Origin of the sequence: Caulobacter endophyticus (assembly GCF_029543245.1) — a bacterium.
GTDB lineage: Bacteria > Pseudomonadota > Alphaproteobacteria > Caulobacterales > Caulobacteraceae > Caulobacter > Caulobacter endophyticus_A.
The window spans coordinates 52,251-67,310 of sequence record NZ_JARQWV010000005.1; the positions used below are offsets into that span (position 1 = coordinate 52,251).

General features: G+C 69.4%; 14 protein-coding genes and 1 pseudogene. 7 read left to right on the plus strand and 8 right to left on the minus strand.

The window, feature by feature from the left end; all coding sequences use genetic code 11:
- Positions 1-13 precede the first annotated feature (13 nt).
- Entirely contained in the window at positions 14-1,549 is a 1,536-nt protein-coding gene (locus tag P7A99_RS06170) for a UbiD family decarboxylase (protein ID WP_277793049.1), read from the minus strand.
- 140 nt (positions 1,550-1,689) lie between these two features.
- Between P7A99_RS06170 and P7A99_RS06175 the strand changes: the two genes are divergently transcribed.
- On the plus strand, positions 1,690-3,465 hold the full coding sequence (locus P7A99_RS06175) for a DUF4153 domain-containing protein (RefSeq protein WP_277793050.1): 1,776 nt from the start codon (positions 1,690-1,692) through the stop codon (positions 3,463-3,465).
- 4 nt (positions 3,466-3,469) lie between these two features.
- Here P7A99_RS06175 and P7A99_RS06180 read toward each other — a convergent pair whose 3' ends face one another.
- Complete coding sequence (locus P7A99_RS06180; RefSeq protein ID WP_277793051.1) at positions 3,470-5,251, minus strand: ABC transporter ATP-binding protein; 1,782 nt, start codon at positions 5,249-5,251, stop codon at positions 3,470-3,472.
- A 64-nt stretch (positions 5,252-5,315) separates the two neighbouring features.
- On the opposite strand from P7A99_RS06180, the pseudogene P7A99_RS25185 reads away from it, so the two are divergent.
- Positions 5,316-5,509: pseudogene (locus tag P7A99_RS25185) on the plus strand (hypothetical protein); the annotation flags it as partial.
- A 105-nt stretch (positions 5,510-5,614) separates the two neighbouring features.
- Here the strand turns inward: P7A99_RS25185 and P7A99_RS06185 are convergent.
- The 3 genes from P7A99_RS06185 to P7A99_RS06195 form a co-directional block, all read right to left on the minus strand.
- Positions 5,615-5,968, minus strand: a complete 354-nt coding sequence (locus P7A99_RS06185; protein WP_116488320.1) for a VOC family protein — start codon at positions 5,966-5,968, stop codon at positions 5,615-5,617.
- A gap of 43 nt (positions 5,969-6,011) precedes the next feature.
- Entirely contained in the window at positions 6,012-6,671 is a 660-nt protein-coding gene (locus P7A99_RS06190) for a class I SAM-dependent methyltransferase (protein WP_277793052.1), read from the minus strand.
- A gap of 135 nt (positions 6,672-6,806) precedes the next feature.
- Positions 6,807-7,757: a fatty acid desaturase family protein gene (locus P7A99_RS06195; RefSeq protein ID WP_277793208.1), complete on the minus strand. Its 951-nt coding sequence runs from the start codon at positions 7,755-7,757 to the stop codon at positions 6,807-6,809.
- Positions 7,758-7,831: 74 nt separating this feature from the next.
- Here P7A99_RS06195 and P7A99_RS06200 point away from each other — a divergent pair, with 74 nt between their 5' ends.
- Complete coding sequence (locus P7A99_RS06200; protein WP_101716965.1) at positions 7,832-8,173, plus strand: lysozyme inhibitor LprI family protein; 342 nt, start codon at positions 7,832-7,834, stop codon at positions 8,171-8,173.
- Between the two features lie 184 nt (positions 8,174-8,357).
- On the opposite strand, the gene ubiA is transcribed toward P7A99_RS06200, so the two are convergent.
- Positions 8,358-9,284: a 4-hydroxybenzoate octaprenyltransferase gene (ubiA, locus tag P7A99_RS06205; protein ID WP_277793053.1), complete on the minus strand. Its 927-nt coding sequence runs from the start codon at positions 9,282-9,284 to the stop codon at positions 8,358-8,360.
- A 176-nt stretch (positions 9,285-9,460) separates the two neighbouring features.
- Here ubiA and P7A99_RS06210 point away from each other — a divergent pair, with 176 nt between their 5' ends.
- The gene (locus tag P7A99_RS06210; protein ID WP_277793054.1) at positions 9,461-10,921 is read left to right on the plus strand and encodes a catalase; all 1,461 of its coding nucleotides are present in this window, start codon (positions 9,461-9,463) and stop codon (positions 10,919-10,921) included.
- A gap of 82 nt (positions 10,922-11,003) precedes the next feature.
- A complete protein-coding gene (locus P7A99_RS06215; protein WP_277793055.1) occupies positions 11,004-11,261 on the plus strand; it encodes a hypothetical protein in 258 nt (85 codons plus the stop codon).
- A 174-nt stretch (positions 11,262-11,435) separates the two neighbouring features.
- Here the strand turns inward: P7A99_RS06215 and P7A99_RS06220 are convergent, their stop codons facing one another.
- On the minus strand, positions 11,436-12,296 hold the full coding sequence (locus tag P7A99_RS06220) for an NAD-dependent epimerase/dehydratase family protein (RefSeq protein WP_277793056.1): 861 nt from the start codon (positions 12,294-12,296) through the stop codon (positions 11,436-11,438).
- Between the two features lie 35 nt (positions 12,297-12,331).
- Here P7A99_RS06220 and P7A99_RS06225 point away from each other — a divergent pair, with 35 nt between their 5' ends.
- Positions 12,332-12,679: an MmcQ/YjbR family DNA-binding protein gene (locus tag P7A99_RS06225; protein WP_277793057.1), complete on the plus strand. Its 348-nt coding sequence runs from the start codon at positions 12,332-12,334 to the stop codon at positions 12,677-12,679.
- A 41-nt stretch (positions 12,680-12,720) separates the two neighbouring features.
- Positions 12,721-13,560: an aldo/keto reductase gene (locus P7A99_RS06230; RefSeq protein WP_277793058.1), complete on the plus strand. Its 840-nt coding sequence runs from the start codon at positions 12,721-12,723 to the stop codon at positions 13,558-13,560.
- 178 nt (positions 13,561-13,738) lie between these two features.
- Here P7A99_RS06230 and odhB read toward each other — a convergent pair whose 3' ends face one another.
- The gene (odhB, locus tag P7A99_RS06235) at positions 13,739-14,959 is read right to left on the minus strand and encodes a 2-oxoglutarate dehydrogenase complex dihydrolipoyllysine-residue succinyltransferase (RefSeq protein ID WP_277793059.1); all 1,221 of its coding nucleotides are present in this window, start codon (positions 14,957-14,959) and stop codon (positions 13,739-13,741) included.
- Positions 14,960-15,060: the final 101 nt, after the last annotated feature.

The window sequence follows — 15,060 nt, forward strand, 5'->3', positions numbered from 1 at the left end:
CAGACGCTGCGGACTACTTGCCCTTCCAGATCGGCTTGCCCTCGCCGGGCAGGCCCAGGCGCGACCATTTCTCGCTGACCGCGTCGATCACCGACTGGTCCATGCGGATCTCCTCGCCCCACTCGCGATTGGTCTCGGGCTCCCACTTGTCGGTGGCGTCGAGGCCGATCTTGCTGCCCAGGCCGCTGACCGGGCTGGCGAAGTCGAGATAGTCGATGGGCGTGTGCTCGATCACCGTGATGTCCCGCGCGGGATCCATCTTGGTGCTGATCGCCCACATCACGTCCTTCCAGTCGCGGGCGTTGATGTCGTGGTCCACGACGATCACCCACTTGGTGTACATGAACTGGCGCAGATAGCTCCACACGCCCAGCATCACCCGCTTGGCGTGGCCCGGATAGGCCTTCTTCATCGACACCACGGCGATGCGGTAGCTGCAGCCCTCGGGCGGCAGCCAGAAGTCGACGATCTCGGGGAACTGCTGGCGGATCAGCGGGATGAACACCTCGTTCAGCGCCTCGCCGAGCACGCTAGGCTCGTCCGGCGGCCGGCCGGTGAAGGTGGTCAGATAGATTGGGTCCTTGCGCATGGTGATCGCCGTCACCTGGAAGACCGGGAACTTCTCGACGCTGTTGTAGTAGCCGGTGTGGTCGCCGTAGGGGCCCTCGTCCTCGTACTCGTCGAGCAGGACGTGGCCCTCCAGCACGATCTCGGCCTGGGCCGGGACCATCAGCGGCACGGTCTTGCAGGGAACGAGGTCCAGCTTGGCGCCGCGCATCAGGCCGGCGAACTGGTATTCCGAAAGCGTGTCGGGCACCGGCGTCACGGCGGCCAGGATCGTGCCGGGATCAGCGCCCAGCACGACGGCGCAGGGCAGGGGCTCCTTCTTGCCGGCCTTCTTGTGGCGGGCGTAGTGCTGGGCCCCGCCGCGGTGGGCCAGCCAGCGCATGATCGCCTTGTCCTTGCCCAGCACCTGCATGCGGTAGATGCCGAGGTTGAAGTCGTCCTCGCGGTCGTCGCTGGGGCCCTTGGTGACCACCAGGCCCCAGGTGATCAGCGGCGCAGGCTCGCCCGGCCAGCAGGTCTGCACCGGCAGCTTGGCCAGGTCGATCTGGTCGCCGGTCAGCACGACCTCCTGCACCGGCGCCTTCTTGACCGTGCCGGGGCGCATCGACAGCACCGTCTTGGCCAGCGGCAGCATGTCGATGGCGTCCTTCAGGCCCTTGGGCGGCTGGGGCTGGCGCAGGAAGGCGAGAAGCTCGCCCACCTCACGCAGCTCGCCGGCGGTGGTGCGCGGCTCGCCGCCGAGCGTGACGCCCATGGCCACGCGCTTGACCGTGCCGAACAGGTTGGCCAGGGCCGGCATCGAAGACCGCGTCCCGTCGGGCAGCAGCACATGCTCGAACAGCACCGCCGGGCCGCCGGTGGCCAGCAGCCGGGTCTGGATCTCGGTCATCTCCAGGACGGACGAGACCGGCTCCTTGACCCGCACCAGCTCGCCCTGGGCCTCCAGCACGTCGATGAATTCGCGAAGCGAGCGGTAGGCCATGGGCGGGAAACTCCTGGAACGGCGCGGAACCTAGAAGCGGGCGTGCGTCGGGGCAAGGCGAAGCGGCAAGCTTCGCGCTAGTCGCGCCCCGGTGGCTGTGCTCAGTTGCGAACGCCTTCCAGAGTTGAGTAGAGCGCCAGATGACCGACACAGCGACCGAGATCGTCGCCAACCCCAAGGCGGCGCGCCGCGCGGGCCTCATCCGGCTGGCGACGGGGCTGGTCCAGGGCGTCTTGCTTTACGCCCTGTATGAGGCCTCGGAGCGCAAGGTGTGGCCATCGAACACGCCGATGCTGTTCGCGGCCCTGGCGCTGGCGGCGATGTACGCGCCCTTCGTGGTGCTGGCCGGGGCGTCAAGCTTGCGGCCGCGCACCCTGATCGGCTGGACGGCGGCGGCGGTGCTGCTCGCCGCCGGCCTGACCGCCTACGATATCTGGACCGTGCCGCATTTCATGGGCGGGCGCGACGTGGTGCGCAACCTGCCGGACGGGTCGGTGTTCTGCGCCGTCGCGGCCCTGCTGTTCATCGGCCACCATCTGGTGCAACCCGCCGACATGGAGCGGCGGCCCATCGCCCGCTTCGCCACATATTTCGACGTCACTTGGAAGCACGGGGTGCAGCTGGCCCTGTCGCTGCTGTTCACCGGCGCCTTCTGGCTGCTGCTGTTCCTGGCTGGGCAGCTCTTCAAGCTGATCGGGATCGACGCCATCGAGCGGCTGATCCGAGAGGAGGCCTTCTCGTTCCCGGCCACCACGGTGATGTTCGCCGCCGCCGTGCAGCTCACTGACGTGCGGGCCAATCTGGTGCGCGGGGTGCGGACGGTGTCGCTGACCCTGCTGGCCTGGCTGCTGCCGCTGATGGTGCTGATCGCCGGCGGCTTCCTGCTCAGCCTGCCGTTCACCGGCCTCGCGCCGCTGTGGGCCACGCGCAAGGCCGCGGCCCTGTTGCTGACGGCGGCGGCCTTCCTGATCGTGCTGACCAACGCGGCCTACCAGGACGGGGCGGAGCGGCCGTCGCCGGTGCTGGCCTGGGCCGCGCGGATCGCGGGGTTGCTGCTGGCGCCGATCACGGCCCTGGCGGCCTACGCCGTCTGGCTGCGCGTCGCCCAGTACGGCCTGACGCCCGAGCGCGTCTACGGTCTGGCCTGCATCGTCGTCGCCGTCGGCTATGCCGTGGGCTACGCGATCGCGGCCGTGCGCCCAGGCGCCTGGATGAAGCCGCTGGAGACTACCAACATCGCCATGGCCTTTGCGACGGTCGGTGTGCTGCTGGCGCTGTTCACCTCGCTGGCCGACCCGCGCCGCGTCTCGGTGTCAGACCAGGTGAGCCGGCTGGAACGCGGCGCGGTCAAGGCCGAGACCTTCGACTTCGATTTCCTGCGCTTCGGCTCTGCGCGCTTCGGCCGCGAGGCGCTGGACCGGCTGAAGACCAGCGCCGATCCGAAGATCGCCGAGTTGGCCAAGGCCAGCGCGACGCGGTCGGAGCCGTTGCCCCGCGGCGACCGGCCGGTCGACACGCCGCCCGACATCGTCTTCCATCCGGCCGGAACGCCGGCGCCGGACGGTTTCCTGACGCGGGTCGAGCCCCGTCGTCGCTATGACACCTGCTTCGGCGGCGACGGTCAGAAATGCGACGCGCGCCTGCTCGACGTCACTGGCGACGGACGGCCCGAGGTGCTGCTGTCCAGCGCCTGGTCGATCGAGGTCTACGCCCAGGACGCCGACGGCGGCTGGCGACGGCTGGGACAATTCACCCAATCCTGCGGCAGCTTCGATGCCCGGGAGGCCATCCGGGAGGGACGGCTGAGCACGGCCGCGCCGGCCGTCAGCGACCTCGTCGGCCCGCGGGGCGCGATGCGGTTCGAATGGCAGGACCAGGGTTGCCCGCCCCAGGTCAAGCCGCCGCAAAAGCCCTGAAGGTTCAGGCCCCTTCGCTGACCGCGTTCAGCCGTGCATAGACGCCGCCGGCGGCCTTGAGGTCGGCGTGGCGGCCTTCCTCGACGACGCGGCCGTTCTGGAAGACCAGGATGCGGTCGGCGCCGCGCACGGTCGACAGGCGGTGGGCGATGACGATCGTCGTGCGGCCCTGCATCAGGGCCTCGGCGGCCTCCTGCACCAGGGCCTCGGTCTCGACGTCGAGCGACGAGGTGGCCTCGTCCAGAACCAGGATCGGAGCGTCGGTCAGGAAGGCGCGGGCGATGGCCACGCGCTGGCGCTCGCCGCCCGACAGCTTGATGCCGCGCTCGCCGACCAGGGTGTCGTAGCCGTGCGGCAGCTTGAGGATGAAGTCGTGGGCGCGGGCCTTTTTCGCGGCCTCCACCACCTGGTCGAAGGTGGCGTCGGGGCGACCATAGGCGATGTTGTCGAGCAAGCTGCGGTGGAACAGGGCCGGGTCCTGCGGCACCACGGCGATGGCGCGGCGCAAGCTGCCTTGCGTCACCCGGGCCACGTCCTGGCCGTCGATCAGGATTCGCCCGCCTTGCAGGTCGTGCAGGCGCTGGATCAGCTTGACGAAGGTCGACTTGCCCGAGCCCGTGGGGCCGACCAGGGCCACCTTCTCGCCCGGCGCGATGTCGAGCGAGAAGCGGTCGTACAGCGGCGCGCCGGCGTTGCGGTAGGCGAAGGTCACGCCCTGGAAGGCGATCTCGCCGGGGCCGGGCACGAAGTCGGGCGCGCCGGCAACGTCGGCGATCTGCGGCGGCAGGGTGGCCCAGGCGGCGGCGTCCTCGCTGTCGTCCAGGCCCTTCTGCAACATGCGGATGTTCTCGCCCATGTTGCGCAGATAGCCGCTCATCAGCAGGAAGGCGGTGATGGCGAAGGCGACGTCGCCGGGGCCGGCCTTGCCTTGCAGCCAGCTCCAGATCATCGCGCCCGACAGGCCGGCCTGTAGAACGACCAGCAGCAGGTTCTGGCCCAGCCATACGTCGGTGAAGCGGTTCCAGGTGACCATCACCGCGTCGCGCCAGGCGGCGGTGACCTGGGCCAGGCGCTCGGTCTCGCGGGTCTCGGCGCCGAAGGCCTTGACCGTGGGGTTGGAGGTGACGGCGTCGGCCAGGGCCCCGCCGATGGCGGAATCGAGGGCGTTGGACTTCAGGTTCGACGGGCGGACATAGCGCTCGGTGATCCACAGGTTCACGGCCAGGTACAGCACGACCACGACCAGCGAGATGGCGCCGGCCAGGGGCTGGCGCACCAGCATCATCACCGACAGGCCGACCAGCACGATCAGGCTGGGCGCCAGCCAGATGGTGAAGGCGTCGGTGACGCTGTCATAGCCCCACATGGCGCGGGTCAGCTTGCGCACCGTGGCTCCGGCGAAGCTGTCGGCGTGCCAGTCGGACGAGAAGGCCTGGACGCGGGCGAAGCCCTCGTTGGTCATCTCCTCCATGTTGCGGGCGGCCAGCGGGATCCAGAACCGGTGGGCGACGTTGCGGATCAGCGAGAAGGCCAGGTAGACGCCGACGAAGGCCGCCCAGGCGCCCCAGGCCTGGCCCTTCTGGCCGGCGGCGACCACGTCGATCAGCTTGCCCGAGGCCCAGGGCAGGGCCAGGTCGAAGGCCACCGCCACCAGGGTCAGGATCACGCCGGCGGCGAAGATCGCTTTGCGGCGCAGCCAGAACCGCGCCAGGAAGCCCAGCACCTGGCCGTTGGACAGCGCCCGGCGCTTGCCGGTGGTCTCGTCTTCGTCGTCGAAATCGCTCATGGGCGGCTAGATAGGCATGTTGGGGGCGGCTGGGAACGTCCTGCCGACAGGCTGCTGCCGGGTTTTGGCGTGGAGCGGCGGGTTCTGGTTCCTCCCCCGTGAAACGGGGGAGGGGGACCGCCCCCGGGTCGCGCGAAGCGCGCCCGAGGACAGGCTCCGCGGTGGAGGGGGCGTGACCGGGCTCAGCGCTTCGTCACTCGCCCCCTCCGTCACGCTGCGTATCCGCAGCGCGCCACCTCCCCCGTTTTACGGGGAAGGAGCTGGGAGGTGGCCTCAAGCGACTGAGCGCGGCCAAGTCTGCGGCGGCTGAAAACGTCCCCCCTCCGGCCCTCCGGGCCACCTCCCCCAGAGGGGGAGGATCTTTTATTCGAAGCCGGTAGCGCTCCAGACGGCCAGTTCGTTGCCGGCCGGGTCGATGAAGTGGAAGCGGCGGCCGCCCGGGAACTCGAAGATCGGCTTCACGATCACGCCGCCAGCGGCCGTGACCTTGGCCTCCATGGCTTCCAGGTCGTTGGCGTAGAGGATGACCAGCGGCTTGGCCGGCTCCTCGGTGATGTCGCCCACGAAGCCGCCGTCGGCGCCCTGGCCTTCGAAGGCGGTGTAGCCGGGGCCGTAGTCGGTGAAGCTCCAGCCGAAGGCGGCGGCGTAGAAGGCCTTGGTCGCCGGCAGCTCGCCGCCCGCCCATTCGATGTAGTCGATCTTGCCGTCTTCGCGCATGGGCGTGCCTCTCAGAATGTTCTTATTATGTTCTAATTGCCGCTCACGGCAGAGTCCAGATGCTGGTGCGCTTGATCGCCAGGTCTTCGAGCTCGCGGGTGGTGGGGACCTGGTATTCGGCCAGCTTTTCCAGGCCGTCCTTGGGGAAGTAGGTGCGGCCCGGATCGCCGACCAGCACCGTGGCCCCGGCCGCGCGGCCCTGGGCCAGCCAGGCCATGACGGCCGTCGCCATCGGCCCCTCGTAGCAGATGTCGCCGGCCAGCAGCACGTCGGCCGCTGGCGGCGGGGCGTCCAGCAGGTTGGCGTCGGTGAAGGCGATCTCGACGCCGTTGGCCGCCGCGTTCATGGCCACGGCCGCTTCGCAGAAGACGTCGATGTCGGCGGCCAGCACGCTCTTGGCCCCCGCCTTCATGGCCGCGACGGCGACGATGCCCGAGCCGGTGGCGAAGTCGATCACGGTCTTGCCGCGCACGATCTCGGGGTGGTCGAGCACGTAGCGCGCCAGGGCCTGGCCGCCCGCCCAGGCGAAGGCCCAGAACGGCGGCGGCAGGCCGATCTCCTCCAACGCCTCTTCCGTCAGCTTCCACAGCGGCGTGATCTCGTCGGCCAGGTGCAGCACCAGTTCCGGCGCGTGCGGCGTGGGCAGCAGGCGGGTGTTGTCGGCGATGAAGGCCCGGCGGCCTTCCAGGGTCTGGACGATCATGCGGCGGGTTATAGGCGGCAACTCCTCCCCCGCGAAACGGGGGAGGTGGCGCGCTGCGGATACGCAGCGTGACGGAGGGGGCGACAGCTTCCGCGGAGCCCAGTTTCGCCCCCTGCACCGCAGGCGGGGGAGGAGCTAGGTGCTCACCTTCCCCGACGCCGCCTTCAGCACCGTCAGATACCCGGGCGCGGTCAGCATGCCGTCCGTGAGCCCCTTCTCCCGCAGCAGCCGGTGCGCCCTGGGCAGGTTCCAGCAGGGCACGTGCATGAACAGGTGATGCTCGGCGTGGAAATTGACGTGGTAGGGCGCCACGAGGGCCCGCTCGAGCCAGTTGGCGCGGGTGGTGCGGGCGTGGCGGAACGGGTCGGGCTCGTCCTTGGCCACAAGCGCGTGCTCTGCGATGTTGCGCAGGCGGGTGACCAGCGGGAACCAGGTGGCCATCGGCACGATCCACAGCGCCGGCCAGGCCCACCACAGGCCCGCCGCGCTGAGCACGACCAGCATGGCCAGGTTGATCAGCAGGAACCGCTTCTGGCCCGCCGCCGCGCGGGCGAAGATCGCGCCCGGGGCCTGGCCGTGGCTACGCTTCTTCAGGCCGGCGATGATCGGCCCCAGCCGCTGCTTGAAGAAGGTCTGGCCCGTGAGGTCGCGGATGATCTTGCGGCGCAGCGAGGCGCGGGTGGTTGGGAAGGGCGCCGACAGCACGAGGTCCGGATCCTCGGCCTGCTGGGCGAACTTGTGGTGGGTCAGGTGATAGGGGCGGTAGGCGTTCAGCGAAGCGCCCAGGGGCGCCGCGCACAGCCACTCGCCCAGCCAGTCGTTGACCTTGAGGTTGGGGTGCAGGCCCCCGTGCGCGGCTTCGTGCATCAGGATCGCCAGGCCCAGCTGCCGCGCACCGATCAGCATCACCGCGGCGATGTAGGTCAGCGGGTTGGGCCAGATCACGAAGAGGGCGCCGGCAGCCAGGATCACGCCCCAGGCGTGGGCGACCATGGCGATCCCGCGCCAGGATGAGCGCGCCGACAGGCGGGCCCATTCCTCGGGCGCGAACAGCTCTTGCGGCTTGATGCGAGCGGCGACGGCCATGGAACGGATCATCGCACATTCAGGTTCTGGCCGACAGAATGCCGTTAGGTCAGGTCCGTTTCCGGAGGATATTCATGCGCTTGCTCGTCGCCGCCGCCCTCGTTTCGCTTGGTCTCGCCGGAGGCGCCCACGCGGCCAGCTTCGACTGCGCCAAGGCCCGGCGGGCCGACGAGCGGGCTATCTGCGCCGACCGCGGTCTGGACAACAAGGACGTGCGGATGAGCGTGCTCTACGACATCAACAAGCGCACCATGGGCATGGGCGCGCGCGGGGCGCTGATGGACGGCCAGCAGGCCTGGCTGAACGATCGCGCGAACTGCAAGGCCAACCGGGCGTGCCTGAACCGGGCCTATGACCGCCGGCTGGGCGAGCTGGAGCGGTCGATGGAGCGGATCTATCGCGCGGGGCCGTTCTAGAAATGCGGGCCCTTCTCCCCTTGCGGGAGAAGGTGGCGGCCGAAGGCCGACGGATGAGGGGTCTCTCAGAAACCCAAAGCCGCGCCTGGCTGATCGATCGTCAAGTCTGACAGGGCTTTCGACCCCTCACCCGACCTCCCTTGCGGGAGGCCACCCTCTCCCGCAAGGGGAGAGGGGTCTCGCTCTAGAACCCTGCCGGCGTCCACAGCCCGGCCACCAGGGCCAGGACCAGGATCGCGCCGGCCTGGGCGTTGGACTTGAAGATCTTCAGCGCGCCGGGGCCGTCGTCGACATTAGTGGCCAGCGCCTGGCGCGACAGGTGCAGGCCAAAGAGCCCCAGAAGCGGCAGGAACAGCGGGCCCAGCCCGCCGACCCAGGCGGCGGCCAGGGCCAGCACGAAGGCCAGGACGTAGAAGATGGCCACGCCCTCGCGGACCTTGGAGCCAAGGCGGCGGGTCGACGACTTCACCCCGGCCAGGGCGTCGTCCTCGATGTCCTGGATGGCGTAGATCGTGTCGTAGCCCAGGGTCCAGAAGATGCCCGAGGCGTAGAGCAGGGCGGCCGACCACGACAGGGTGTGGGTGGCGGCGGCGTAGCCCAGCAGGGCGCCCCAGTTGAAGGTCAGGCCCAGCCACGCCTGCGGCCACCAGGTAATCCGCTTCATGAACGGATAGCCGGCCACCAGCAGCAGCGAGGCCACGCCCAGGCCGATGGCCACCCAGCCCAGGCAGATCAGGATGAGGAAACTCGTCAGGCTGCATCCCACCAGGAACAGCCAGGCCTGCTTGACGGTGATCAGGCCGGCCGGGATCGGGCGCAGGGCGGTGCGGGCCACCTGGGCGTCGAAGTCGCGGTCGACGATGTCGTTGAAGGCGCAGCCGGCCGCCCGCATCAGCGCCGCCCCGACGAAGAAGGCGATCAGCAGCCAGGGATTGGGCAGCTGGCCCTTCTCGGCCGCGGCCAGGGCGATGCCCTGCCAGCCGGGCAGCATCAGGAGCCAGATGCCGGCCGGACGGTCGAAGCGGCCCAGCTTGAGCCAGGGGCGCAAGGATTGCGGGGCGTAGCGGTCGACCCAGTTGGCGGCGGCGGCGTCGGGCAGGATGGCGGTCATGCCGGAGGCTTAGACCGCCGGGCCCGCCGGGTCGAGCCAGTGGTTCGCTTCAAGAAGCGCAGGATCGTCCGGGCTATGGTTCGATAAGATTTTCCGATCTTGCCGCGAAAAACGATCAATTGGATTTATCGAACGCCGCCCCCGACAGTGGCGCTACGAAGTTCGACGAGGGCGACATGACCAAGACCATCCTGACCACCACGGCCGGCGCGCCCGTCGCGGACAACCAGAACAGCCTGTCGGCCGGCCCGCGCGGCCCGCTGCTGATGCAGGACTACCAGCTGATCGAGAAGCTGGCGCACCAGAACCGCGAGCGCATTCCCGAGCGCGTCGTCCATGCCAAGGGCTCGGCCGCCTACGGCGCGCTGACCATCACCCACGACATCAGCCGCTACACCAAGGCCAAGGCCTTGCAGCCGGGCGCGCAGTCCAAAGTGTTGCTGCGCTTTTCCACCGTGGCCGGCGAGCGCGGCGCGGCCGACGCCGAGCGCGACGTGCGCGGTTTCGCCCTCAAGGTCTATACCGAGGAGGGCAACTGGGACCTGGTGGGCAACAACACCCCGGTGTTCTTCATCCGCGACCCGCTGAAGTTCCCCGACTTCATCCGCACCCAGAAGCGCCACCCGGTGTCGAACCTGCGCTCGCCGACGGCGATGTGGGACTTCTGGAGCCTGTCGCCCGAAAGCCTGCACCAGGTGACGATCCTGTTCTCGGACCGCGGCCTGCCGCAGGGCTATCGCCACATGCACGGCTTTGGCAGCCACACCTACAGCTTCATCAACGACGCCAATGAGCGGGTCTGGGTGAAGTTCCACTTCAAGTCCCAGCAGGGGATCCGCACCTGGACCAACGAAGAGGGCAACGCCGTGATCGCGGGCGACCGCGAGAGCGCCCAGCGCGACCTGTTCGAGGCCATCGAGGGCGGCGACTACCCGCGCTGGACCCTGAAGGTGCAGGTGATGACGCAGGCCCAGGCGCGCGAGACGGCCTTCGACCCGTTCGACCTGACCAAGGTGTGGCCGCATGCCGACTTCCCGCTGATCGAGGTCGGCGTGCTGGAGCTGAACCGCAACCCGGACAACTATTTCGCCGAGGTCGAGCAGAGCTCGTTTTCGCCGTCGAACATCGTGCCGGGGATCGGCTTCTCTCCCGACAAGGTGCTGCAGGGCCGGCTGTTCGCCTATGCCGACGCACACCGCTACCGGGTGGGCACGCATTACGAGGCGCTGCCGGTCAATCGTCCGCGCTGCCCGGTGAACCACTACCACGCCGACGGGGCCATGCGCTTCGACGCGCCGAAGCGCACCGAGGCCTGGTACGAGCCGAGCAGCTTCGGCGGGCCGGTGCAGGAGCCGTCGGTGGCCGAGCCGCCGCTGCCGCTGTACGGCGACGCCGACCGGTTCGATCACCGCGCCGGCAATGACGACTACGCCCAGCCGGGCGCCCTCTTCCGGCTGATGAGCCCGGCCCAGCAGGCGGCGTTGTTTGGCAACATCGCCGCGGCCATGCAGGGCGTTCCCGAGGCGATCGTGCGTCGCCAGCTGGTTCACTTCCACCGCGCCGACCCGGCCTATGCCGCCGGCGTCGCGCAGAGACTGGGGATCGCGTTCGACGCGGCTCCCATCGCCGCCGAGTAAACGCTCGCTCGGCGGCCCGAGGAGGATCGCCACCCGCCCAGCCCCCGGCGGTCCTCCTCCACCCCATGAAAGGAGACATCCGATGACCCGTCCCGACCCGATCTCGAACCGCATCGCCGGCTACGGCCTGCTGGCTCTGGGCCTGGCGGCGGGCGTCGTCCTGCCGCATCCGGCCACCACGGCGCTTTGGTCAGCCTCGGCCAGGGCGTTCCGCCGCGCCGGCGACGAGGCGATGGTCTCGCGCCTGCTGTCGGCCACGAAGTTCGGGCCGCGGATCCGTCGTGGCCTGAAGCGGCCGACGGCGGGGATGCTGTATTATGGCCGGGCGGGATTGGCTTAGGCTTGGGGGGCCTTCTCCCCTTGCGGGAGAAGGTGTCGGCGGTAGCCGACGGATGAGGGGTCTCTCAAAACCTCAACGCCGCATCCAGCGGAGCAGCCGTCGCGGCGGAGAGGGCTTTCGACCCCTCACCCGACCCGCTTCGCGGGCCACCCTCTCCCGCAAGGGGAGAGGGGGTCAGAACCGCGGCCGGAAATCCCTCGGGCTCCACCCGAAATCCCTGACCGCATCGCCGGCGTCGAACGTCAGGTCCTGGCTCATCCGCGCGCCCATGGCCGCCGTCGCTCCCGGGAAGAACGGCCGCGCCAGGGTCAGCAGCAGGGAAAACAGCCAGGGCGGCAGAACCAGGATGGCCGGCCGCCGGCCCAGGCCCTCGAACACCCGGCGGGCCATCTCGCGATAGGGCAGGGTCTCGCCGCCGACCAGGGCGTAGGCGCGGTCGAAGGCGGCCGGCGCCGTGGCCGCGGCGATGGCGCCGGCGGCCAGGTCGTCGGCGTGCACCGGCTGGCGCAGCCCCTCGCCGGCGCCCGACAGCGGCAGCACCTTGAATCGGCGAATCAGGCCGGCCAGGCGGCTGACATTGCCGTCGCGACCCTCGGCGTAGATCAGGGTCGGGCGCAGGATGGTCCAGGCCACGCCGTGCTGCGAACAGAAGGCTTCGACGGCGTCCTCCGCATCGGCCAGGGCCTTGGCCACCGCGCGCTCGGAGGCCTCGGGCGAGTCCTGCTTGGTGAAGCGGCTGGTCGAGGAGAAGGCCACCAGGCGCTTCATGCCGCGCGCCTTCAGGAGCGGCAGCACGGCCGGCAGCAGCCAGATCGGCGACAGCGAGAACACGGTAGCCGCGCCGGGCAGCTGTTCGGCGAGATCGTCGCCCTTGAGGTCGGCGTCGATCCAGCAGGCGTCTCCGCCAGGTGGGCGGCGCGACAGGCCCATGGGCTCGTGGCCGGCGGCTTGCAGCCGGTCCATCAGGAAAGTCCCGATCAGGCTGGTGGCCCCCAGCACGAGGATCGGCGTCTTCAGGGTGTTTTCCGCGCTCATGGTCCCTCTATAGTCGCGGAAACGAAGCTTCGCCCATGCCCATCACCTATGACGAGGTCCGCGCCTTCGCCTTGGCCCTGCCGCTGGTCGCGGATGGGACGTCCTATGGCTATCCCTGCCTCAAGGCGAACGGCAAGTTCCTGACCCGGCTGAAGGAGGACGGCGACACCCTGGTGCTGCCCGGCGTGCCCTTCGATGAGCGCGAGATGCTGATCGAGGCCGCGCCCGAGGCGTTCTACGTCACCGACCACTATCGCAACTATCCGACGGTGCTGGCGCGGCTGTCGGCGGTGGAGGCGGGAACGGTCAAGCGCCTGATCGAGCGTCACTGGCGCGCCTGCGTGCCCAAGAAGGTCGCCAGGGCCCATGACGAAGGCGCGTGAGGGCGCCTATATCCGCCTGACCAGATTTTGCGGAGCTTCCCATGTCGAACCCCACCCCCGGCGTCCGTTCGGGCGACGTCGAGATCCCCGCCATCGGCCTGGGCACCTACCAGCTGGAAAACGGCGTGGCCCAGACCATGACGGAAAAGGCGCTGGAGGTCGGCTATCGCCATGTCGACACCGCCCAGATCTACGGCAACGAGCAGGACGTCGGCGCGGCCCTGGCGGCTACCGGCGTGGCGCGCGGCGAGATCTTCGTCACCACCAAGGTGTGGATCGACAAGTTCGCCGACGGCGACTTGCAGCGCTCGGTCGACGAGAGCCTGAAGAAGCTGCGGGTCGACCAGGTCGACCTCCTGCTGCTGCACTGGCCCAAGCCCAAGCCGGCGCTGGCCGAGACCATCGCCGCCCTCAACGCGGTGAAGGCCGACGGCCGCACCCGGGCCATCGGCCTGTCGAACTTCCCCTCGGCGCTGATGCAGGAGGCCGCCGGCCTGTCGGAGGCCCCGCTGGCCACCAACCAGGTCGAGTACCACCCCTATCTGTCGCAGAAGACCCTGCGGGCCACGGCCGACAAGCTGGGCGCCTCGATCACCGCCTGGTCGCCCCTGGCCCAGGGCAAGGTCGGCGATGATCCGGTGCTGAAGGCTATCGGCGAGAAGTACGGCAAGACGCCGGGCCAGGTGACCCTGCGCTGGCAGGTGCAGCAGGGCGTGGTCACCATCCCGCGCACCAAGAACCCGGCTCGCCTGGCCGAGAACTTCGCGATCTTCGACTTCGCCCTGACGGATGAGGAGATGGCGGCGGTCTACGGCCTGGCTCGTCCGGACGGCCGCATCGGCGACTGGATCGATGCGGCGTTCCGGTGGGATGCTGATTGATAGACGCTCTCCCTGAAGGGGGAGCTGTCGGCGAAGCCGACTGAGGGGGAGTTGATAGCGGCGCTTCAGCAGCCGCTTCCCCCTCCGGCCCTCCGGGCCACCTCCCCCTTCAGGGGGAGGACCAAAGAAAAAGGGGCCGCTTTCGCGGCCCCTTCGTCGTTCTGGGATGACCAGACCCTTACAGGTCCAGCAGCAGGCGCTGCGGGTCTTCCAGGGCTTCCTTGACCTTCACGAGGAAGGTCACGGCGCCGGCGCCGTCGACGACGCGGTGGTCGTACGACAGGGCCAGGTACATCATCGGGCGGATCTCGATCTTGCCGTTGACGACCATGGCGCGTTCCTTGATCGCGTGCATGCCCAGGATGCCCGACTGCGGCGCGTTCAGGATCGGGGTCGACATCAGCGAGCCGTAGATGCCGCCGTTGGTGATCGTGAAGGTGCCGCCCTGCATGTCCTCGATGGCCAGGCCGCCGGTGCGGGCCTTCTTGCCGAGGTCGCCGATGGTCTTTTCGATCTCGGCCAGGTTCAGCACGTCGGCGTCACGGACGACCGGAACCACCAGGCCCTTGTCGGTGCCGACGGCGACGCCGATGTCGTAGTGGTTCTTGTAGATGACGTCCTGGCCGTCGATCTCGGCGTTGACGTCCGGGATCGCCTTCAGCGCGGCCACGACGGCCTTGGTGAAGAACGACATGAAGCCCAGCTTCACGCCGTGACGCTTTTCGAACACGTCCTTGTACTGGGCGCGCAGGGCCATGACCGCGCTCATGTCGACCTCGTTGAAGGTCGTCAGCATGGCGGCCGTGTTCTGGGCTTCCTTCAGGCGGCGAGCGATCGTCTGACGCAGGCGCGTCATCTTCACGCGCTCTTCGCGCTCGTGCAGGGCGCGCGGCGCGGCCGGAGCGGCGGCCGGAGCCGGGGCGCTGGCGCGGGCTTCCAGGGCGGCGAGAGCGTCGCCCTTGGTCACGCGACCGTCCTTGCCGGTGCCGACGACCTTCGACAGGTCGAGGTTGTTCTCGGCGGCGACGCGGGCCGGGGCCGGGCTGACCGGAGCGGCGACCGGAGCAGCAGGCGCGGCGGCGGCGGCGGGGGCCGGAGCCGGGGCGGGAGCCGGAGCAGCGGCCGGGGCCGGAGCGGCGGCGGCCGGAGCGGCCGAGGCGGTCGCGCCTTCGGTCACCACGCCCAGGACCGTGCCCGGAACCACGGTGGCGCCTGCTTCGGCGCTGATCGCGGCCAGGACGCCGTCGGCCGGCGAGACCACTTCGAGGCTGACCTTGTCGGTTTCCAGCTCGACGAGCAGCTCGTCCTTCTTCACGGCCTCCCCGGCCTTCTTGGTCCAGCGGGCGACCGTCGCTTCGGTGACGGATTCGCCCAGGGCGGGGGTCATGATGTCGGCCATGTCAGGTTCCGATGTCTCTTTGATCTGGCGGTCGGGGGTCTAAACGAACTTAGGCCGCCGCGCCTATCGAACAAGTCTAAGGACGCGGCGGCTTGAAGGTT